The 20890-nt window shown below is 67.1% G+C and carries 19 protein-coding genes; 10 read left to right on the top strand and 9 right to left on the bottom strand.

All coding sequences use genetic code 11. The annotated features are described in order from the left end of the window. Positions 1–309 precede the first annotated feature (309 nt). The 5 genes from sigM to ACWEQQ_RS02270 all read left to right on the top strand — a co-directional run bounded on the left by sigM (position 310) and on the right by ACWEQQ_RS02270 (position 4953). The gene (gene sigM, locus ACWEQQ_RS02290; protein WP_452346848.1) at positions 310–897 is read left to right on the top strand and encodes an RNA polymerase sigma factor SigM; all 588 of its coding nucleotides are present in this window, start codon (positions 310–312) and stop codon (positions 895–897) included. A gap of 101 nt (positions 898–998) precedes the next feature. After that, positions 999–1922, top strand: coding sequence for a hypothetical protein (locus tag ACWEQQ_RS02285; RefSeq protein WP_452346847.1), 924 nt, complete (start codon positions 999–1001; stop codon positions 1920–1922). A 279-nt stretch (positions 1923–2201) separates the two neighbouring features. After that, positions 2202–3185, top strand: coding sequence for a thioredoxin-disulfide reductase (gene trxB, locus ACWEQQ_RS02280; protein ID WP_364609047.1), 984 nt, complete (start codon positions 2202–2204; stop codon positions 3183–3185). A 12-nt stretch (positions 3186–3197) separates the two neighbouring features. Continuing rightward, complete coding sequence (gene trxA / locus ACWEQQ_RS02275; RefSeq protein ID WP_354849029.1) at positions 3198–3536, top strand: thioredoxin; 339 nt, start codon at positions 3198–3200, stop codon at positions 3534–3536. A gap of 220 nt (positions 3537–3756) precedes the next feature. Then, entirely contained in the window at positions 3757–4953 is a 1197-nt protein-coding gene (locus ACWEQQ_RS02270; protein WP_379384558.1) for an N-acetylmuramoyl-L-alanine amidase, read from the top strand. A gap of 78 nt (positions 4954–5031) precedes the next feature. Here ACWEQQ_RS02270 and ACWEQQ_RS02265 read toward each other — a convergent pair whose 3' ends face one another. The 9 genes from ACWEQQ_RS02265 to rpmH form a co-directional block, all read right to left on the bottom strand. Beyond that, the gene (locus tag ACWEQQ_RS02265) at positions 5032–5751 is read right to left on the bottom strand and encodes a GNAT family N-acetyltransferase (protein WP_452339365.1); all 720 of its coding nucleotides are present in this window, start codon (positions 5749–5751) and stop codon (positions 5032–5034) included. Positions 5752–5911: 160 nt separating this feature from the next. Further along, positions 5912–6928, bottom strand: a complete 1017-nt coding sequence (locus ACWEQQ_RS02260; RefSeq protein WP_452339364.1) for a ParB/RepB/Spo0J family partition protein — start codon at positions 6926–6928, stop codon at positions 5912–5914. 51 nt (positions 6929–6979) lie between these two features. Then, positions 6980–7948 (bottom strand): ParA family protein, encoded by a 969-nt coding sequence (locus ACWEQQ_RS02255; RefSeq protein WP_452339363.1) that lies wholly within the window; start codon positions 7946–7948, stop codon positions 6980–6982. Between the two features lie 351 nt (positions 7949–8299). Beyond that, the gene (rsmG, locus tag ACWEQQ_RS02250) at positions 8300–9037 is read right to left on the bottom strand and encodes a 16S rRNA (guanine(527)-N(7))-methyltransferase RsmG (protein WP_051153107.1); all 738 of its coding nucleotides are present in this window, start codon (positions 9035–9037) and stop codon (positions 8300–8302) included. A 157-nt stretch (positions 9038–9194) separates the two neighbouring features. Further along, positions 9195–9731 carry a Jag family protein gene (locus tag ACWEQQ_RS02245; protein WP_354849012.1) on the bottom strand — a complete coding sequence of 179 codons (537 nt, stop codon included), beginning with the start codon at positions 9729–9731 and terminating at the stop codon, positions 9195–9197. Between the two features lie 30 nt (positions 9732–9761). Further along, positions 9762–10850, bottom strand: a complete 1089-nt coding sequence (yidC, locus tag ACWEQQ_RS02240; protein WP_379400795.1) for a membrane protein insertase YidC — start codon at positions 10848–10850, stop codon at positions 9762–9764. A gap of 4 nt (positions 10851–10854) precedes the next feature. Beyond that, on the bottom strand, positions 10855–11175 hold the full coding sequence (yidD, locus tag ACWEQQ_RS02235; RefSeq protein WP_354849007.1) for a membrane protein insertion efficiency factor YidD: 321 nt from the start codon (positions 11173–11175) through the stop codon (positions 10855–10857). Then, positions 11172–11543: a ribonuclease P protein component gene (rnpA, locus tag ACWEQQ_RS02230; RefSeq protein WP_452346846.1), complete on the bottom strand. Its 372-nt coding sequence runs from the start codon at positions 11541–11543 to the stop codon at positions 11172–11174. The genes yidD and rnpA overlap by 4 nt, the downstream gene beginning before the upstream one ends. 88 nt (positions 11544–11631) lie before the next feature. After that, positions 11632–11775 carry a 50S ribosomal protein L34 gene (rpmH, locus tag ACWEQQ_RS02225; protein WP_033085250.1) on the bottom strand — a complete coding sequence of 48 codons (144 nt, stop codon included), beginning with the start codon at positions 11773–11775 and terminating at the stop codon, positions 11632–11634. Positions 11776–12310: 535 nt separating this feature from the next. Here rpmH and dnaA point away from each other — a divergent pair. From dnaA to gyrB, 5 genes are all read left to right on the top strand, one after another. Beyond that, positions 12311–14275 carry a chromosomal replication initiator protein DnaA gene (gene dnaA / locus ACWEQQ_RS02220; protein ID WP_452346845.1) on the top strand — a complete coding sequence of 655 codons (1965 nt, stop codon included), beginning with the start codon at positions 12311–12313 and terminating at the stop codon, positions 14273–14275. An 802-nt stretch (positions 14276–15077) separates the two neighbouring features. After that, the gene (gene dnaN / locus ACWEQQ_RS02215) at positions 15078–16247 is read left to right on the top strand and encodes a DNA polymerase III subunit beta (RefSeq protein WP_354848996.1); all 1170 of its coding nucleotides are present in this window, start codon (positions 15078–15080) and stop codon (positions 16245–16247) included. 163 nt (positions 16248–16410) lie between these two features. Beyond that, the gene (gene recF / locus ACWEQQ_RS02210; protein ID WP_452346844.1) at positions 16411–17595 is read left to right on the top strand and encodes a DNA replication/repair protein RecF; all 1185 of its coding nucleotides are present in this window, start codon (positions 16411–16413) and stop codon (positions 17593–17595) included. 135 nt (positions 17596–17730) lie between these two features. Continuing rightward, entirely contained in the window at positions 17731–18339 is a 609-nt protein-coding gene (locus ACWEQQ_RS02205; protein ID WP_452346843.1) for a DUF721 family protein, read from the top strand. A 423-nt stretch (positions 18340–18762) separates the two neighbouring features. Continuing rightward, positions 18763–20796 carry a DNA topoisomerase (ATP-hydrolyzing) subunit B gene (gene gyrB / locus ACWEQQ_RS02200; protein WP_452339357.1) on the top strand — a complete coding sequence of 678 codons (2034 nt, stop codon included), beginning with the start codon at positions 18763–18765 and terminating at the stop codon, positions 20794–20796. Positions 20797–20890 lie beyond the last annotated feature (94 nt).

The following is a 20890-nucleotide window of genomic DNA, read 5'->3' as shown; positions in this document are numbered from 1 at the left end:
CTTCGCTGCCCCGCTCCAAGGCGGAGGTCTATTCCAGCCGCAGTCCAGAACGAGACGGGCCGCGAACCTGAGAGTTGAGCAACACTGAGCGCTGATTACAAGCAGATCGCGCAATTCAGACCAAGCGGCCTGCTACCTGCGCTTTTTCTCAATTTTCGTTGCTACCGAATCGTTATCTTCGATATGATCCTGCGTACTCTCGGCAAGGGGAGCTCCCGGGCGCCGACTTCTACGGTCCCGGATGACAGCCACACATCTCGGTGACGCCCGGCCCGTGAACAGGCCGTGCCACCGGTCTGAGGGGAAGCATTGTCGTCAGCGCACGAACTCGTGGAAGCACGGCAGGTCAGCGATCGCGACCTGCTCACCGCCCACGCCGGTGGGGCACCCTACGCCTTCGCCGAACTGCTCCGCCGCCACCGCGACCATCTCTGGCAGACCGCGCTACGCGCCTCCTACGGCCCCGAGGACGCCGCCGACTCGCTCCAGGACGCCCTGCTGTCCGCGCACAAGGCCGCGGGCGCCTTCCGCGGCGACGCCGAGGTGCGCAGCTGGCTGCACCGCATCGTGGTCAATGCCTGCCTGGACCGCATCCGCCGCAACAAGCTGCGCCGCACCGAACCCCTGTCCGAGGACACGGCCGACGAACCACGCTGCCCGCGAGACGATTTCGCGGCCCTGGAGGCCACCCTGATGGTCGACGCGGCGCTGTTCACCCTGCCCGCCGACCAGCGCACCGTCCTGGTCGCCATCGAGCTCGAGGGCTACTCCATCGCGGATGCCGCTGCGCTGCTGGGCATTCCGGAGGGCACCGTCAAGAGCCGGTGCGCCCGCGGGCGACGGCGGCTCGCGGCGCACTTTCGCGAAGCGAATTCCGGACCTGCGATGAACACCTGAATTCCCCTCGAACAAAGCGATATTGGGGGAACCTTGAACGGTTCCGCTGCGTCGGATACAAAGACAGGTCTGCGTTTCCTACTCGAGGCCCTGGAGGGGCAATGGAGGACACCGGAGGAGCAATGGCGGGTACCGCGGTACCCACGCCGCCCTTCTCCACCGAACTGCTCGCCGATCTGCACGGCGGCAGTCTGCCGCCGGAGGAATCCGAGCGGCTCTGGCCCGCGGTCCGCCGCGACCCGGAGGCCATGCGCTATCTGCACTCACTCGACCGCGTCGACGATCGCCTGCACGACCTCGGCCGCGACGAACACATCGCCCACCCCATGCCCGCCGAGGTGGCCGCCCGTCTGGAACGCATGATCGAAGACCTCGCCACCGGCGACGAGGACCCGGCCACCGCCGACCGGCCCGCCACCGTGACCCGGCTGCCCGTCGCGCCGCCGCCCGTCACCCGCTCCACCCATCCGGCCCCGCCCTCCACCACCCCCATGCCGGTGCTCGACGGCTCCGTCTTCGATACCGGCCGGCTCGATCCCCGTGAGCTCGAGGATCCCGACCCCCCGGCTGCGTTCGAGGACGACACGGATCCCGGCGAGCCCGTCCCGTTCGAGACCCCCTCCCGCCGCCTGCGCTGGCTCACCGTCGCCGCGGCCGCCGCGGCGGTGGTCGCGGGCGCCGTGGTGGCCGTGGACGCCGTCAGCACCCGCACCGTGGCCCCGGCCGCCCAACCGGCCGCCGACGCCAACCTGGACCCGAGTCTGGCGCCGACTGCCGTCCTCACCGCCATGGGCCGCCACGACATCACCGGCCCGCTGGCGGCCGGCAACGCGCTCGCCGCGTGCCTGCAGGCGGCCGGGCTGGACCGCCAGGTGCTCGGCTCCCGCAGCGTCGTGTTCTCCGGCACACCCGGCGTCCTGGTCCTGCTGGCCGGACCCAAACCCCCGCAGATCACCGCGGCCGTGCTCGGAACAGGCTGCGGCCCAGGCAATCCGCAGGTGCTCGGACGCGCCGATATCGGCTAGCGCCCAACGATCCTGGAGATCGGCCTGTAGTTCGCGGCCCGGCTCGATTCTGGACTGCGGCTGGAATAGACCTCCGCCTTGGAGCGGGGGAGCGAAGCGTAGGAGCGGAGGAGGGAAGAATCGAGCTTCCGGCTCCATAGACCTGCGCCTTGGCCGCGAACCGCCCGGAGCGAAGCGGAGGGCAAATAGGCACGGGAACAACAGCGTTTAGGCTGTTGTTGACCGACACGCTCACGCTCGAGCGATCGAAATTCTGCACAACAGCTTCGGAGGGCCACCTTGAGCACGCCTGTTCGCGACCTGATCATCGTCGGTTCCGGTCCGGCCGGCTACACCGCCGCGGTGTACGCCGCCCGGGCGGAACTGGAACCGCTGCTCTTCGAGGGCACCCAGTTCGGCGGCGCGCTCATGACCACCACCGAGGTCGAGAACTTCCCCGGCTTCCGCGAGGGCATCATGGGCCCCGACCTCATGGAGGAGATGCGGGAGCAGGCCAAGCGCTTCGGCACCGACATCCGCACCGAGGACGTCGACGCCCTCGACCTGACCGGTCCCATCAAGAAGGTGACCGTCGGCGGCGAGGTCCACGAGGCCTACGCTGTGATCCTCGCCATGGGCTCCGCGGCCCGCTACCTGAACGTCCCGGGCGAGCAGGAGCTGCTCGGCCGCGGCGTCAGCGCCTGCGCCACCTGTGACGGCTTCTTCTTCAAGGGCCAGGACATCGTGGTGGTCGGCGGCGGCGACTCGGCCATGGAGGAGGCGACCTTCCTCACCAAGTTCGCCAGCTCGGTGACCATCATCCACCGCCGCGAGGAGTTCCGCGCCTCCCGCATCATGCTGGAACGGGCCAAGAACAACGACAAGATCCGCTTCGTCCTGAACTCGGAAGTCGTTGCGGTGCACGGGGATACCGCGGTCACCAGCCTGACTCTGCGCGACACTCGCACCGGCGAGACCTCCGAACTGGCCGCCACCGGCCTGTTCGTCGCCATCGGCCACGACCCGCGCAGCGAACTGGTGCGCGGCCAGGTCGATCTGGACGACGAGGGCTACGTGCTGGTCCAGGGTCAGAGCACCTACACCTCGCTGCCGGGCGTCTTCGCCGCCGGCGACCTGGTCGACCACACCTACCGGCAGGCCATCACCGCCGCCGGTACCGGCTGCCGCGCGGCCATCGACGCCGAGCGCTGGCTGGCCGAGCAGGGTGACATCACCACCAACACCCTCGATCACGCCGGTCAGCCGGTGGAAGTGAACAACTAAAAGGAGCCAGGCATGTCCGACGCCAAGACCGGTGCCACCAAGACGGTGACCGACGCCACGTTCGCCGACGAGGTATTGCTCAGCGAGAAGCCCGTTCTCGTCGACTTCTGGGCCGCCTGGTGCGGCCCGTGCAAGATGGTCGCACCGGTGCTGGATGAGATCGCCGCCGCCAACACGGACAAGATCACCATCGCCAAGGTGGACGCCGACAACAACCCGGAGACCGCGGCCCACTACGGCATCATGTCGTTGCCTACCATGGTCCTGTTCCAAGGGGGCAAGGAAACCAAGCGGATCGTCGGTGCGAAGGGCAAAGCTGCCCTCTTGCGCGAACTGGAAGAAGTTCTTTAACGACGCTGGATAGAATTTCGGCGCCAGCGGGGGCCTACGTGGTTACGCAAGCTGCCTCCTTCGACCCCGGACGCGGGCGCCAGGGTTAGGATGCCTGCACTCGACAGTTGCCGAAATTCGGTCCGGGTCTGAAACAATCGTTCGACGCTCCGGTCGTGCGTAGGTATGAACCGCCGCATGAATGGGTACCCGGGTTGGCGGAAGGAAAGGGCTCTCACGCATGCACCGACTTCGTCACGGCGATACAGGACCAGCCGTAGCAGAGGTTCGGAGCACCCTGGCAAGCCTTGGGTTCCTGCATTCCCGCCCCAACAGCGACCCCTCGGGTCCGATCGGGGAGTACTGGAAGGACGCCGACGCGACCTTCGACCATGATCTGGACTCCGCGGTGCGTGCCTTCCAGCAGCACCGCGGACTCCTGGTCGACGGCGTGGTCGGTCCGGCGACCTACCGCGCGCTGAAAGAGGCGTCCTACCGCCTCGGCGCGCGGACCCTCATCTACCAGCTGTCCGCACCGCTGTACGGCGACGATGTCGCCACCCTGCAGCGGCGACTGCAGGATCTGGGCTTCTACGTGCACCGGGTGGACGGCTACTTCGGCCCGCACACCCACGACGCGCTCACCTCGTTCCAGCGCGAGATCGGGCTGTCCTCGGACGGCATCTGCGGTCCCGACACCCTGCGCTCGCTGGATCTGCTGGGCGCCCGCGTCACCGGCGGCAACCCGCACCGCATCGCCGAGGAAGAGGTGGTGCACCGGGCCGGGCCGCAGCTCACCGGTAAGCGCATCGTCATCGATCCGGGCCTGGGCGGACCCGACAAGGGGTCCCCGGTGCCGACCGAATTCGGTGACGTCTACGAATCGGAGATCCTCTGGGATCTGGCCAGCCGGCTCGAAGGACGCATGGCCGCAACCGGTATGGAGACCTTCCTGTCCCGGCCGTGGGGGGCCAACCCCTCCGACGCCGAGCGGGCCGAGACCTCCAACACCTTCGACGCCGACCTGATGATCTCGCTGCGCTGCGCCAGCAATGACAGCGGTGCCGCCAGCGGCGTGGCCAGCTTCCACTTCGGCAACTCGCACGGCTCCACGTCCATGATCGGACAGGTGCTGGCCGGGTTCATCCAACGCGAGATCGTGGCACGAACCTCGTTGCAGGACTGCCGGACCCACGCCCGCACCTGGGATCTGCTGCGGCTCACCAAGATGCCGACCGTCCAGGTCGACATCGGCTACCTGACCAGTGATTACGACTCCTCGGTGCTGACCAACCCGCGCATGCGCGACGTGATCGCCGAGGCCATCCTGATCTCCGTGAAGCGGCTGTACCTGCTGGGCCAGGACGACCAGCCCACGGGGACATACACATTCGCCGAACTGCTCGCCGAGGAACTGGCGGCCGCAGACCGGCTCTGATGTTTCACATGAAACAAACCCCTCCAACCCATTCGGGCTGGAGGGGTTTTTCGTCGGGGAGTGGGAACCCCGGGCGGGCTACCGCGTGGCGATGCGGGTGGGCATGGTCAGCGCGGCCGCCGCGAGGAGCTGGTCGAGCGCCCGCTCGACGTCTTCCTTCCACAGGTGCTCGTGATCCAATTCCAGACGCAGGCGCGGGAATCGATGATGCGAGGCGACCACCTTGAAACCGACGTCCTCCAGGAAGTCGGCCTCGATCATGCACTGCTCCGGCGAACACCCGGACGGGGCAGGCGCGGGCGAGCGGCGCGGCGTGCCGATCCGCTCGCGCAGGGTCATGGAACCGGCGGCCGGCATCGCGGTGGTCGGCGGATCCTTGCGAATGCCGAACGCCTCGATGGCCCGCACGCCGCGGCGCACCAGATCGCCCACCACGGCCTGAATCAGCTGCAGGGCTATGTCGGTGTCGCGGTAGGGCATTTCGGCGCTCAGCGTGGTCAGCAGCACCGCATCCGGGCTCACCGGAGACGTGGGGAAGAGACCGGCACGCGGCACCGCGCTGGGCGGCGCATAGAGCGCGCAGCCCGCCGACCGGTCATCCACCACGGCGACCTGCCCGCACGACCCCCACTGCAACATGACGGTGGAGAGCCAGGCCTCCTTCTCGAAGGTCGGGTCGCTGAAGCTATGGGAATCCGCCGCCACCGCCGGATCGATCTCCCAGAACACGCACCGCCGCGCATGTACCGGAAGTTTGTCGAGTCCGCCGAGGGTAAGTGCGGTCACGCTGGTCGACACCGCTCTGCTCAGCCTCCAGCTGTCTGATTCATCCACACTCACGCCGCATCACACAGTGCTCGCCAAAAAGAATAAGCGATCAACGCTTTACGCCTCTCCAGGGCCATGAACCCGAACGTCACAGTGACGTTTCCACTGTGACCCCCGGGGGGGACCCACTCTAGGGCTTCGACTGCTCCATGAGACTGACAATTCGCTCGAGATCATCGATAGAGCCGAACTCGACCGTGATCTTGCCCTTGCGCTTACCCAGACTGACCGTCACGCGGGTGTCGAAGGACTCCGACAACCGCTCCGCCACGTCCTGCAGACCCGGCATCTGAATCGGCTTACGCTTGGGCGCCGGGGGAGTCACCGCATCCGGATTCCGGTTCGCCAGGGTGACGGCTTCCTCGGTCGCCCGGACCGACATGCCCTCCGCCACGATGCGCGCGGCCAGGGCCTCCTGCGCGTCGGCCCCCGCCTCCAGGGCCAGCACGGCACGGGCATGGCCGGCCGACAGCACGCCGGCCGCCACCCGGCGCTGCACCGGAATCGGAAGCTTCAGCAGGCGAATCATATTGGTGACGACCGGACGCGAACGGCCGATGCGCGAGGCCAGTTCCTCGTGGGTGACGCCGAACTCCTCCAGCAGCTGCTGATAGGCGGCCGCCTCTTCGAGCGGGTTCAGCTGCACCCGATGGATGTTCTCCAGCAACGCGTCTCGCAGCATGGAGTCGTCCGCGGTCTCACGCACGATGGCCGGGATGGCGGACAGGCCCGCCTCCTGGCTGGCCCGCCACCGCCGCTCGCCCATGATGAGCTGATAGCGGGGGACCGGTACGGACTCGACCTGACGCACCACGATGGGCTGCATCAGACCGAATTCCTTGATGGAGTGCACCAGTTCGGCGAGCGCCTCTTCTTCGAAGACGGTGCGCGGCTGCTTGGGGTTCGGCTCGATCTGCTCCGGCGGGATCTCCCGGTAGACCGCACCCGCGTCCGTGCCGTCGACGGCCGGCTCGACCGGATCGGGAACCCGATGCAGGTGCGCCGACGCCGGCTGCGGACCAACCGGATCCAGGCCGATGACAACATTGGCGGCGGCACTGCCGAGCCCGCCGGGCGTGGTCGCCGGGCCGGTCGGGATCAGTGCCGCGAGGCCGCGCCCCAGTCCACCCTTCTTCGCCTGACTCATCGGCCTACCGACCCCTTCCGTTGTTCACCGTTCACCGCCACCGAGATTCACCTACACACCGGATTGTGCGTCCGAAACGGGCGCCGACGCAGTCTGGCGCGCCGAGTTACGCGACGCGATCTCACGTCCGGCATCGAGGTAGCTCATCGCACCCCGCGAGCCCGGATCGTAATCGAGGACGGTCATGCCGTAGCCGGGAGCCTCCGACACCTTCACGCTGCGCGGGATGACCGCGCGCAGCACCGCGTCGCCGAAGTGCGAGCGCACCTCCTCGGCCACCTGATCCGCGAGCTTGGTGCGGCCGTCGTACATGGTGAGAACGACGGTGGAGACGTGCAATCCGGGATTCAGATGTGCCTGCACCAGACCGATATTGCGGAGCAACTGACCCACGCCCTCGAGTGCGTAGTACTCGCACTGGATGGGGATCAGCACCTCCTTGGCGGCGACCATCGCATTGACGGTGAGCAGACCCAGCGACGGCGGGCAGTCGATCATGACGTAGTCGATGTCGTACCCGGCGAGATTGGCCTCCTGGATGGCAGCCTTGAGCCGGCCCTCGCGGGCGACCATGGAGACGAGTTCGATCTCCGCGCCGGCCAGGTCGATGGTGGCCGGGATGCACAGCAGCCGTTCATTGTGCGGGCTCTGCTGGATGGCGTCGCTGACCGAGCACTCGCCGATGAGGAGTTCGTAGCTGGAGGGGATGCCCGAGTGGTGCTCGATGCCCAGGGCGGTGCTGGCATTGCCCTGCGGGTCGAGGTCGATGACGAGCACCCGCATGCCCTGAATGGCGAGCGCGGCAGCCAGATTCACGGCCGTCGTGGTCTTGCCCACGCCGCCCTTCTGATTGGCGATGGTGATGACGCGCTGTTCCCGGGGACGCGGAATTTGAGCATTGGTGCCCGACAGCACCTGACTCGCGCGCTGCGCTTCGGCGGCAATCGGGGTGTCAGCGGAGATGTTCCCGAACGGGGTACGGCTGAACTCGTCGGTATCGAAGGGACCGCTATCGAGCATGCCGGGAACCCGGGACGTTGTTTCCCGTGAAACATTCGCCGGACCGTTGGACATACAGGCTCCTAACCCGAAGAACTCAAAGACACATGGCCGAGCAGAATTTCGCGCACCAGGCAGCAACGGCCGCGACGCTGCGTTGTCACCGAGGGCTGGCTCGAATCGGCTGGAAGTCGTTCACGCTCGACGTTCATTAGCTTGCCAGTAGAGGACACAATACGGAAGTTGAACGGGCAGCTTCGCACCGCGACACGCCTCGAGTCAGGGAAACTCACCCGCGAAACCACTCAAAGATCGCAATCGGCTTCATGTTTCACATGAAACATCGCGACGCCGGGAGTCGCCCGAGCTTCGTCAGTGACGCTTCGGGCGACTGGTCCCACGACCCCCGCCCTTGCGCTCCGCCCGGCGCTCGGCGCGCGCCAACCGCTCGGCGCTGATGACATAGGTCGGCGTCTCGAGCACTCCCACACCACATTCCAGGACCTCGGCGTGCCCCGCGCCCGCCTTGGTCAGGTCGTCGCGATCGCGCTCGAGTTCCTCCGCGGCGCTGATTCCCTTGAGCGCCAGCATCCGTCCGTGTTCGTGAACCAGCGGCATGGACCACCCCGCCAGCTTCGCCAGGGGAGCGACCGCGCGGGAGGTGACGATGTCCGCGCCGCCCGCCTCCTTCTTCACGCCGGCCTGCTCGGCCCGGCCGCGCACAATGAGGACATTGTCGAGTCCGGCCTCGGCCACGAACTCGGCCAGGAAGACGGTCCGGCGAAGCAGCGGCTCCACCAAGGTGATTCGGAGATCGGGGCGGGCAATCGCGAGCGGGATGCCGGGCAGGCCCGCCCCGCTGCCGATGTCGACCACGCGCACGCCGTGGGGGATCAGGTCACCGATCACCGCGCAATTGAGAATGTGGCGATCCCACAGCCGGGGGACCTCACGCGGGCCGATCAATCCGCGCTCCACGCCCGCGGTGGCGAGGGCGGTGTAGTAGAGCCGGGCCTTGTCGAGCCGATCGCCGAAAACGACCGCGGCCGCGGCCGGGGGATCGACCGGACCCGGAGCGGTCATCTCGGTGTCAGGTTCCACGTGAAACATCCTTCCGAACGAACTTGCCCAACCCATGGGGGACTCTCGGGGATCGTGCCCCCGAACCCCCTCGCACGGTGGCGAATTGCGACGGGGGACGACTTCAGATAAGCGTAGGGCCCCCGGGTCTCTGTAACCCGGGGGCCCTGCCGTACGTGTCCGCGTGTCAGGCGGGGAGTACCACCACGCGACGGTTCGGCTCCACGCCTTCGCTCTCGCTCACCACACCGTCGAGGGCGGCCACGGCGTCGTGGACGATCTTGCGCTCGAACGGCGTCATGGGAGCGAGGGCTTCACGCTCACCGGTTTCCAGCACGCGCTTGGCCGCCTCGGTGCCGAGCGCGCTCAGCTCCGAACGACGATTGGCACGCCAGCCCGCGACATCCAGCATGAGGCGGCTGCGCACGCCGGTCGCCTGCTGCACGGCCAGCCGGGTCAGCTCCTGGAGCGCGTCCAGCACCTCACCCCGGCGACCGACCAGCTTCGCCAGATCCTTGCCGCCGTCGATGCTCACGACGGCGCGGTCGCCCTCCACATCGAGGTCGATATCGCCGTCGAAGTCGAGCACGTCCAGCAGCTGCTCGAGGTAATCGCCGGCGATCTCACCCTCTTCGATGAGCGCTTCCTCGGCGTCGGTCGCGGCGTCCGGTGCCGCAGTCGCTGCCGTCACAGTGGGTTCCCCTCCGTCGGTTTCAACAGTCATGGTTGTTTCCTTCATCTGGAGTTGTCAGTCTCAGCGACGCCGCTTCTGGTTGGCGCGGCCACGATTACCCGAGCGCTTCTTGCCGGTGCTCGGCCGGGCGCCGGGCGCGGGCTTGGCACCATTCTGGGACGCCTGCGGCGCATCGGAGACAGCGTCCTCGACGGCATCGGCGGGGGCGTCCTCGACCTTGGCGGCCGCCTGCTTCTTGCGGACGTCGACCGGCTTGGCGCCCGGCTTCGGGGCGTTCTGCGCGCGACGCTCCAGGGCCGCCTGCTTCTTCTCTTCTTCTTCCTTCTCGATGCGGCCGAAGACGAGGTGCTGCTGCCCGTAGGTCCAGATGTTGTTGGAGACCCAGTAGATCAAGATGGCCACCGGGAGGAACGGACCACCCACGAGCACACCGAGCGGGAAGACGTACAGCGCCATCTTGTTCATCATGGCGGCCTGCGGGTTGGCCGCGGCCTCCGCGGACTGCCGGGCCACCGAGGCGCGGGCGTTCATGTGGGTCGCGACACCGGCGATCACCATGAGCGGAATCGAGACCAGCGCGATGGCCAGCTTGGTCGGCACGCCGCCGTAGTCGGCGAAGGACTGCAGCACGGTGGCGGGCTCGGTGATGTAGGCCGAGAGGGGAGCGCCGAAGAGCCGGGCGGACAGGAAGGACTGAACGTCGGCCGCGGAGAAGATGTAGTTCGGGGTGTGGGCATTGTCGTAGGGCGTCATGCCCAGCTGCCCGATCCCGTGGCCGGTGCGGTTGAACGACCGCAGCACGTGGAACAGACCCAGGAACACCGGAACCTGCAGCAGCACCGGCAGACAGCCCATGAGCGGGTTGAAGCCGTGTTCCTTCTGCAGCTTCTGCATCTGGACCGTCATTTCCTGACGGTCGTTCTTGTACTTCTTCTGCAGCTCCTTGATCTGGGGCTGCAACTCCTGCATCTGCCGGGTGGTGCGCACCTGCTTCACGAACGGCTTGTAGAGCACGAGCCGCAACGTGAACACCAGGAACACCACGGCCAGTGCCCAGGCGAATCCGCTGTTCTTGCCCAGCACATACCCGAATGCCTGGTGCCAGAACCACAGAATGGCCGACACCGGGTAATAGATGAAGTCGAGCACGGCGCTATGCACTCCCGTCGTTCGTATCGCCGGTCACCGCGGGCGATGATCCTTCGTAAGCTGATGCCGCGTGCCGATGCTTGCGCTCCGGTACGGGGTCCCACCCACCAGGGTGCCAGGGCGCACATTTCGCCAATCGGACGGCCGTCAGTCCGAGCCCGACGAACAGTCCGCGGGTGCGCAGCGCCGTTACCGCGTACTCACTGCACGAGGGAGTGAATCGGCACACCGGCATGCGGGTGGGGGAGATATAGGTCCGATACAGCTCGATGAGGAATATCAGAGCTTTGGCCGGTATCCGGGCAGCGGCGCGCAGGGCGTTCATGACAGAGCGCCGAGCTTGCGCAAACCGCTGTGCAATTGACGCAGCAGTTCGTCGGAGGGCGCGCCGGCCGCACCCGGCAGGGCGCGAATGACGATGTCTGCGCCGCCGGGCAATTCGGCCGCCACGCTTGCGCAGATATGACGCAGGCGGCGGGCCACCCGGTGGCGTACCACCGCCGGACCCACCGCCTTGCTGACGATCAAGCCGAAACGCGGACCGCCCACCCGGATGGCCGGGGTCGATCCGCTCGACTGATCATCGTGTAGCAGTACGTGCACAACGAGGTCCCGTCTCCCGATCCGCCGGCCCTGGCGCACCGTCCGGGAAAAGTCGATGCGCCGGTGCAGCCGGTAGGGCTCAGGCAGCACCTGAGCATCCAGCGGAGTGCGGGCGGATGGGGGACCGGAGACCGGACGGCGAGTCGTACATACGACGCCGCATCCGGGGGTTACCGAATCAGGCCGTGAGCTTGGCGCGGCCTTTGCCACGGCGCGCCGAGACGATGGCACGACCCGCACGGGTCCGCATCCGAAGACGGAAGCCGTGGACGCGCGCCCGACGACGGTTGTTCGGCTGGAACGTCCGCTTGCCCTTGGCCACGGTCAACACTCCTCTAGGTGGTGGGCATCCGGTGACGCCCGAAGCTTGTCGGTGAAACAGTGCTCTCGAGGGACCTGGGTCTCTCGGCGCAATACCCTTGTCGGCACGGGCAGCAGACAGCCGCCACCGCACCACAGGGTGACTGTAGAAGGGTACTTACCCCCTGGACGAGGGTCAAACTCGGGGGTAGAGGCCCGATTTCCGGACTGGATCGATCGTTCCGCGTGGCGTTTGCTGCGGGTTCGTGTCGCGGCGCCGGCGTCGTGTACGGTCCTTTCCAGTCCTTCGCTGCGACTGCGGTTGACTTTGCCAGCTGATTGCTGTGAACCCGCAGGTACGCGCCAGATTCGGGGAATCAGACACGCGGTCGCGTGTATCCCCAGGTTGTCCACATCTGTGGATAATTGTGTGGAAAGACCCCTGGAGTGGCATATTCGTAGGGCCGACGGTGACTCGCCGACGCCCGGTGACTGGGGGAGCCGAGCAGCGCAGACCGTCTGCTCCTATCGACCTACACCCGGGGAGGACTACGTTCGTGGACGACGAGCAGAATGTGCTGACGGCTGTCTGGCCCGAAGTGATCGCCGAGCTGGCGAGTGGTTCCGCGGACGGGGAGATCCAGCCGGTCAGCAAGGCCCACAAGGCGTGGCTCAACACTATCGAACCGATCACCTTCGCGCAGGGCTTCGCCCTGCTCTCGGTGCCGGGCACGATGGCGCAGGTGACGGTCGAGCGGGACCTGCGGGAGCTCATTCTGCGATCCCTGGCCCGCCGCGGTCTCCAGGTCGAGGGCCTGGGCGTGCGCATTCGCGCGCAGCAGCATCCGCCCGCCGGTCGCTCGGGGAATGCCCCGCGCCACGCGCGCATGACCTCCCGGCCCGAGCGCCCGCGCGAACCCGAACCCGCGCCTCCCGCGTATCCGGCCGAGCCGCCGCTGGGCGAGCGTCCACAGCCCATGTATCCGAGTCCGCAGGAGTACGCGGCTCCGCGCTACCTCCCTCCCCAGGACTACCCGGCCGAGTACGACGAGCGCGATGCTTATCCACCTGTGGAATTCGGGCAGCCGCCGATGGCCGAAGAGTTGCCGATGTCGGCGCCGGACCGTCCGATGCCGGTCGGGGAGCCGCCCGCGCCGCCCCGGCGCCGCGACAACCATCGCAGCGCGCCCATGCCGCCCGGGCAGGAGTCGCTGTTCTCGCCGGATCCCGAGGACGAACCCGTCCGTACCGCCGCGCAGCGGTATTCCGACGAACCGCAGCGCTATGCCGATGAACCCGCCCCGCAGCGGTACTCGGACGAGCCCGCACCCCAGCGTTATCCGGACGAACCCGCGCCGCGTTATTCGGAGGAACCGGCCGCGCGCCGGCCGGTGGACGAGGCGCACGACGACGAGCCGGTGGTCAATGTCCGCAATTCGTGGCCGACCTATTTCAACCGGACGCCCGAACGCGAGCCTGCGCCCGCGCCGTCCTCGGCCAGCCTGAACGCGAAGTACACCTTCGACACCTTCGTCATCGGCGCCTCTAACCGCTTCGCGCATGCCGCGGCGGTGGCCATCGCGGAGGCGCCGGCGCGCGCCTACAATCCGCTGTTCGTCTGGGGCGCTTCGGGTTTGGGCAAGACGCACCTCCTGCACGCGGCCGGCCACTACGCCCAGCGGCTGTTCCCGGGCATGCGGGTGAAGTACGTGTCCACCGAGGAATTCACCAACGACTTCATCAACTCGCTGCGTGACGACCGGAAGGTGGCGTTCAAGCGCCGCTACCGGGAGACCGACATCCTGCTGGTCGACGACATCCAGTTCATCGAGGGCAAGGAAGGTATCCAGGAGGAGTTCTTCCACACCTTCAACACCCTGCACAACGCCAACAAGCAGATCGTGGTGTCCTCCGACCGGCCGCCCAAGCAGCTGGCGACGCTGGAGGAGCGGCTGCGCACCCGGTTCGAGTGGGGGCTCATCACCGATGTGCAGCCGCCGGAGCTGGAGACCCGCATCGCTATCCTGCGCAAGAAGGCCCGCATGGACCGCCTGGACGTGCCGCACGATGTGCTCGAACTGATCGCCAGCCGGGTGGAGCGCAATATTCGCGAGCTGGAGGGCGCGCTGATCCGCGTCACCGCGTTCGCGTCGCTGAACGGGCAGCCGCTGGACCTGTCGCTGGCCGAGGTGGTGCTGCGGGATCTGATGCCCGACACCGCGACGCTGGAGATCACGGCGGCCACGATCATGGCCGTGACCGCGGAGTACTTCAACACCACGCTGGAGGAGCTGACCGGTCCCGGCAAGGCGCGGCCGCTGGCGCAGGCCCGGCAGATCGCCATGTATCTGTGCCGTGAGCTCACCGATCTGTCCCTGCCCAAGATCGGCCAGGCCTTCGGCCGCGACCACACCACGGTCATGTACGCGGAGAAGAAGGTCCGCAAGGAGATGACCGAGCGGCGGCGCGTGTACGACCAGGTTCAAGAACTCACAGCCCGAATCAAACAGCGTTCGCGCTGATCCACAGTCCACAGGACCCCACGTCGTCTGACGTGGGGTTCTTTGTTTTTCAGGGTTGTGGATTCCTCGAGGAGTCCTCGAGGAAGGTGTGTGGATTCCTCGAGGAATCCCACTGTTGTCCACCGGGTTGCCCCCAAGCCGTCATGCACAGGGGTGCACAACTTTTCGTGCACAGTTCCCACAGGAGGATTCATCCTCGAGGGCTGACCTGCCCGGATGCGCTCAGCGGCTTGTGGATTCCTCGAGGAGTCCATGTCAGGTCCTCGAGGAATCCTCGAGTTGTCCCCGGTTTCGCTCAGATGTGCGCAGCATGGCCCGAAACGTGGGACCAACTCGAGGATGGCTCGAGGAGAGATGTGGAATAGCAGGTCAACTCCACAGCCACGCGTTGTTCATCCTCGAGCCACCCCGACGACATCCACACGCCGCTGGACGCTCCGACCTGGGTGAATGGCCGAAGTCCACAGAACTAACAGGACCTACTACTACTTCAGTTCTTCTTCTAGAAAAGGTTCTTCTAAAACAGGGTGTGTGGAATCTCGGGTTGGGACGACACGGTTCGATGGGCAACCCCTCCCCACCCCATCGGGCAGCAAGGAGAAGGACGGGCAAGAGATCGGTGCCGAAGGGGTTCAGGGGCAACGCCCGTGAGAGCCCACCAGAGTTCCGGTGGTGAGCCGGAGGGTCGGCGTAGGCACGTCGGTCTCGCGCAGGTACGGTTTGGTGTCGGCCCCGTGTGCGAGACTGCCGATTACTGATCCGAAGATCCGAACGACCGACAGTGGAGAGGACAGACCGGGCGATGGAGCTTGCAAGCATGAAGTTTCGGGTCGCCCGCGAGGACTTCGCCGAATCCGTAGCCTGGGTGGCCCGCAGCCTGCCGTCGCGGCCTCCGGTGCCTGTGCTCGGTGGCGTGCTTCTCGTGGCTGACGAGGACGGCCTGACGGTCTCCGGTTTCGATTACGAGGTCTCCGCGCAGATGCGGGTGGCCGCGGAGGTCGCCGGTCCGGGTCAGGTGCTGGTGTCGGGCCGCCTGCTGGCCGATATCACCAAGGCGCTCTCCAACAAGCCGGTGGACGTGTCGGTGGACGGCACCCGCGTGCTGATCGCCTGTGGCAGTGCCAAGTTCTCCCTGCCGACCATGCCGGTCGAGGACTATCCCCAGCTTCCCGAGCTGCCGCCGCAGACCGGTGAGCTCGCGGTGGACCTGTTCTCCGAGGCGGTCTCCCAGGTGGCCGTGGCCGCCGGCCGCGACGACACCCTCCCCATGCTCACCGGTATCCGCGTCGAGATCGAGGGCCCCAAGGTGGTCCTGGCCGCGACCGACCGCTTCCGTCTCGCCGTTCGTGAGCTGGAATGGCAGCCGGGCCGCGCCGATGTGGAGACCGCGGTGCTGGTCCCGGCCCGCACTCTGTCCGAGTCCGCGAAGACCCTCGGTGCGTCCGATCAGCCGGTGCAGCTGGCGTTCGGTACCGGCACCGACGGCCTGCTGGGCATCGTGAACGGCGGCCGCCGCACCACCACGCGCCTGCTCGACGCGGAATTCCCCAAGTTCCGGCAGTTGCTCCCCAAGGAGCACACCTCCATCGCCACCCTCGCGGTGAACGCGCTGACCGAGGCCATCAAGCGTGTGGCCCTGGTGGCCGAGCGCGGCGCCCAGGTGCGGCTGGAGTTCTCCGAGGAGGGCCTGCTGCTCTCCGCCGGTGGGGACGATGCCGGCCGCGCCGAGGAGTGGCTGGAGGCCGAGTTCCGCGGTGAGCCGCTGACCATCGCCTTCAACCCCGGCTACCTGCTCGACGGCCTCTCCGCCGCGCATTCGGACCGGGTGACCTTCGGTTTCACCACTCCCAGCCGCCCGGCGGTGTTCCTGCCGGCGCCGGAGGAGGAGCCCGCCCAGCTGGAGTCGGGCGCGTTCTCGGCCCTCAGCGGCAACTACATCTACCTGCTGATGCCGGTGCGGTTGCCGGGCTGAGCCCGTTCGGTAACCCATCGACCCGGCGCGGACGACATACCTGTGCACAGTGTTGACAAACCTGTGAAAAACTCGGCGTGCGTGGCGGATTCGCCGCGCACGTTCGAGTATCCCCAGCCGGGGCCGGTACTGGACCCGATCGCGGGCGTGGTGGACTAGCCGGATGCACGTGCGTGCGCTGTCACTGCGCGATTTCCGGTCCTGGGAGGCCGCCGAACTCGAACTTTCGGCCGGTGGCACGGTTTTCCTGGGCGCCAATGGGAACGGCAAGACCAACCTGATCGAGGCCATCGGCTATCTGTCCACACTCGGCTCACACCGGGTGGCGGCCGACGCTCCGCTCATCCGGATCGGCGCGCAGAAGGCCCGGATCGGTGCGACGGTGGTCAATACCGGCCGCGAGCTGCGGGTGGATATCGAGCTGAATCAGGGCACGGCCAATCGCGCCCAGATCAATCGCTCACCGGTGCGGCGGCCGCGGGAGATCCTGGGGATTCTGCAGACCGTGCTGTTCGCGCCGGAGGATCTGTCGCTGGTGCGCGGGGATCCGGGGGAGCGGCGGCGCTTCCTGGACGAACTGGCCACCGCGCGACTGCCGCGGCTGGCCGGGGTGCGCGCGGATTACGACAAGGTGCTGCGGCAGCGGTCGGCGCTGTTGAAAACGGCTGGGCGCAATGCCCGTTCGGGTGCGCGTGGCGCGGAGATGAGCACCCTCGACGTGTGGGACGGCCATCTGGCGGCGCACGGGGCGGTGCTGCTGGCGCAGCGGCTGCGGCTGGTACACGACCTTTATCCACATCTTGCACAGGCTTATTCAGATATCGCGCCCGAATCCCGGCCCGCCGCAATCGGTTACCGCAGTGCGAGCCTGCCGCCGGAATTCCTGGATCCCGCGCGTGCGCCACAGGCCGGGGACGAGGAGGCGCTGGAGGCGATCCTGCTGCGGGAGCTGGCCGCGGCGCGTCCCAAGGAGCTGGAGCGCGGGGTGTGCCTGGTCGGCCCGCACCGTGACGATCTGGATCTGATGCTGGGTTCCGCGCCCGCGAAGGGTTTCGCGAGTCACGGTGAGTCCTGGTCCTTCGCCCTGGCCTTGCGGCTCGGCGCCTTCCAGCTGCTGCGTTCCGCCGGAACCGATCCGGTGCTGATCCTCGACGACGTGTTCGCCGAACTGGATCGCCGGCGCCGTACCGCCCTGGCCGCGGTCGCCGCCGGCGCCGAGCAGGTGCTGATCACCGCCGCGGTGCCCGAGGACGTGCCGCCGGAGCTGGATGCCGCGCCGGTGCGGGTGGAGACGACGGGCGAGGCCGATCACCGGGCGTCCCGGATAGCCGAGTCGGCGTCCATGTGACCTTGCGGTGGACGCCCATGTGATCCTGCGGTGGAATCGTGCGTCGTGCCGGTGAGTCCGTCGGTGCGATACGGCAGAATCACGTGACGAACCGCCGATGATCATCGGGATTCCCAGGTGTGGAAGGAGTTGTGGATGGCCGAGCCGACCGAAGGCAACGACCACACCCCGCCCGAGGCGAATCCTGGTGCTCCCGGTCGATCCAGCGACGGGACCGGCCCGGAACCGGAGTTGCGCGGCGTCGACCTGGCTCGGCGCGCCCTCGAAGAAGCACGGGCGGCGGCGCGCGCGGCCGGTAAGTCGGTGGGTCAGGGCCGAGCCTCGCCGCGCAAGGGGGGCGTTCGCGCGCTGCGGCGGCGCAGCGGCTGGTCGGGTGCGCATCCGGACGAGCGTGATCCGCAGACCCTCTCCGCGCTGGCCATGCAGCTGGCCAAGGGCCGCGGCTGGTCGGCCAAGGTCGCCGAGGGCACGGTTTTCGGCCGCTGGGCCAGCGTGGTGGGAGAGGACATCGCGTCCCACGCCCAGCCCATCTCGCTGGAGAACGGCGTGCTGAGCATCCAGGCCGAGTCCACGGCCTGGGCGACCCAGTTGCGCATGTTCCAATCCCAGATCCTCGCCAAGATCGCGGCCGCGGTCGGCAACGACGTCGTCAAACAGCTTCGGATCAACGGCCCGACCGCACCGAGTTGGCGCAAGGGTGAGCGGCACATCAAGGGCCGGGGCCCGCGCGACACCTACGGGTAGGCCGCGAATTTCCGCTCCGGGGCGTTTGTTTCACGTGGAACGAGCAGAGATCGTCACGCACAGCGTCCGGAGATCACCGAGAACCCTCGCGCAAACCGCTCCGGGCCCACGCTCACATCGCCCGCTGAAGCTTCCGGAACCCCCCACACCCATAACGGGTCATGTCGCTGGTCGATTTCATGACCCTACGGCCCACTCAGGGGTGTCATAGGTGGGTTCTCTGTCGGTCGTACCAGTAGGATGGGGGAGTAACTAGCGGCGATACCTCCCGGCGCGTTCCGCAGCGCCCGCGCGTGAGCCCCCGTAATTCTCGAGCAGACAGCGTCTGGGTACTCGAGCAGACAGCGTCTGAGGGCTCCACGCGTGCCATGCACTGTGCCGGGAGGATCAGCAAGTAAGGAGAGCTACCCACCAGTGGCTGCCATGGACTCCAACGCAGAAGGCTCGACCAAGCAGGGCAATCAGTCGTACAGCGCGACCTCGATCACGGTGCTCGAGGGGCTGGAGGCGGTACGCAAGCGCCCCGGTATGTACATCGGCTCCACCGGTGAGCGCGGCCTGCACCATCTGATCTGGGAGGTCGTCGACAACTCGGTCGATGAGGCGATGGCCGGGTATGCCACGCGTGTCGATGTCACCCTGCTGGCCGACGGCGGTGTCGAGGTCGTCGACGACGGTCGTGGTATCCCCACCGATATGCATGCGCAGGGTGTGCCGACCATCGAGGTGGTCATGACCCAGCTGCACGCCGGCGGCAAGTTCGACGGCGAGTCCTATGCGGTGTCGGGTGGTCTGCACGGTGTCGGCATCTCCGTGGTGAACGCGCTGTCCACCCGCCTCGAGGCCGAGGTGAACTACGGCGGGTACCACTGGACGCAGGAGTACAAGGACGCCAAGCCCGGCAAGCTGATCCAGGGCGAGTCGACCAAGAAGACCGGCACCACCATCCGGTTCTTCCCGGACCCGGACATCTTCGAGACCACCACCTTCAGCTTCGAGACCGTCGCCCGCCGTCTGCAGGAGATGGCGTTCCTGAACAAGGGCCTCACCATCACGCTGACCGATCAGCGGATCCACGAGGGCGACATCACCGACGAGGTGGTGAGCGAAACCGCCGAGGCGCCCAAGCATCTCGACGAGAACGCGCCCGCCGCCGAGCCGAAGACGAAGACCCGCACCTATCACTACCCGGGCGGTCTCGAGGACTACGTCCGCCACATCAACCGGACCAAGACGCCGATCCACAATTCGATCGTCGGCTTCACCGGCAAGGGCACCGGCCACGAGGTCGAGGTGGCGATGCAGTGGAACTCGGGCTACTCGGAGTCTGTCCACACCTTCGCCAACACCATCAACACCCACGAGGGCGGCACCCACGAGGAGGGCTTCCGCGCGGCGCTCACCACGGTGGTGAACAAGTACGCGAAGGACAAGAAGCTCCTCAAGGAGAAGGAAGGCAACCTCACCGGTGACGACATCCGTGAGGGTCTCGCCGCCATCGTGAGCGTGAAGATCGCCGACCCGCAGTTCGAGGGCCAGACCAAGACCAAGCTCGGCAATACCGAGGTGAAGTCCTTCGTCCAGCGCACCTGCAACGAGCACATCTCGCACTGGTTCGAGGCGAACCCGGCCGATGCGAAGACGATTGTGCAGAAGGCGGTTTCGTCGGCGCAGGCGCGGGTCGCGGCCCGTAAGGCGCGTGAGCTGGTGCGCCGCAAGTCGGCCACCGACATCGGCGGTCTGCCGGGCAAGCTGGCCGACTGCCGCTCGAAGGATCCGAGCAAGTCCGAGATCTACATCGTGGAGGGCGACTCCGCCGGTGGTTCGGCCAAGTCCGGCCGCGATTCGATGTACCAGGCGATCCTGCCGCTGCGCGGCAAGATCATCAATGTGGAGAAGGCGCGCATCGACCGCGTGCTGAAGAACACCGAGGTGCAGTCGATCATCACGGCGTTCGGCACCGGTATCCACGACGAGTTCGACATCAACAAGCTGCGCTATCACAAGATCGTGCTGATGGCCGACGCCGATGTGGACGGCCAGCACATCTCGACGCTGCTGCTCACCCTGCTGTTCCGCTTCATGCGCCCGCTGGTCGAGCACGGTCACGTGTACCTGGCCATGCCGCCGCTGTACAAGCTGAAGTGGCAGCGGTCCGAGCCGGAGTTCGCCTACTCCGACAAGGAGCGCGACGGTCTGCTGGAGCGCGGCCTGGCGGCCGGCAAGAAGATCAACAAGGACGACGGCATCCAGCGCTACAAGGGTCTCGGTGAGATGAACCCGAAGGAGCTGTGGGAGACGACGATGGACCCGAGCGTCCGCGTCCTGCGTCTCGTCACCCTGGACGACGCCGCGGCCGCCGACGAGCTGTTCTCCATCCTCATGGGTGAGGACGTCGAAGCTCGGCGCAGCTTCATCACCCGCAACGCCAAGGACGTTCGCTTCCTCGATGTGTGATCGGGCCACCCCGGAACTCGGAGAAGGGGGCTGAGCCGCCGGACCCCCATTCGGGGGCCGGCCCCCCGAACCCCCGCCGCGTGCTGCCCGCACA

The sequence above is a fragment of the Nocardia sp. NPDC004123 genome (assembly GCF_053603795.1).
This window is presented reverse-complemented; position numbering and strand designations above follow the sequence as displayed.

Bases quoted from the DNA above. Each gene is read 5' to 3' on its own strand.
- ACWEQQ_RS02270 (WP_379384558.1), top strand. From the start codon at position 3,757: ATGCACCGACTTCGTCACGGCGATACAGGACCAGCCGTAGCAGAGGTT.
- ACWEQQ_RS02245 (WP_354849012.1), bottom strand. From the start codon at position 9,731: ATGACTGTTGAAACCGACGGAGGGGAACCCACTGTGACGGCAGCGACT.
- ACWEQQ_RS02285 (WP_452346847.1), top strand. From the start codon at position 999: ATGGAGGACACCGGAGGAGCAATGGCGGGTACCGCGGTACCCACGCCG.
- rsmG (WP_051153107.1), bottom strand. From the start codon at position 9,037: ATGTTTCACGTGGAACCTGACACCGAGATGACCGCTCCGGGTCCGGTC.
- trxA (WP_354849029.1), top strand. From the start codon at position 3,198: ATGTCCGACGCCAAGACCGGTGCCACCAAGACGGTGACCGACGCCACG.
- recF (WP_452346844.1), top strand. From the start codon at position 16,411: ATGCACGTGCGTGCGCTGTCACTGCGCGATTTCCGGTCCTGGGAGGCC.
- gyrB (WP_452339357.1), top strand. From the start codon at position 18,763: ATGGACTCCAACGCAGAAGGCTCGACCAAGCAGGGCAATCAGTCGTAC.
- ACWEQQ_RS02260 (WP_452339364.1), bottom strand. From the start codon at position 6,928: ATGAGTCAGGCGAAGAAGGGTGGACTGGGGCGCGGCCTCGCGGCACTG.
- ACWEQQ_RS02205 (WP_452346843.1), top strand. From the start codon at position 17,731: ATGGCCGAGCCGACCGAAGGCAACGACCACACCCCGCCCGAGGCGAAT.
- yidD (WP_354849007.1), bottom strand. From the start codon at position 11,175: ATGAACGCCCTGCGCGCCGCTGCCCGGATACCGGCCAAAGCTCTGATA.
- dnaN (WP_354848996.1), top strand. From the start codon at position 15,078: ATGGAGCTTGCAAGCATGAAGTTTCGGGTCGCCCGCGAGGACTTCGCC.
- ACWEQQ_RS02255 (WP_452339363.1), bottom strand. From the start codon at position 7,948: ATGCTCGATAGCGGTCCCTTCGATACCGACGAGTTCAGCCGTACCCCG.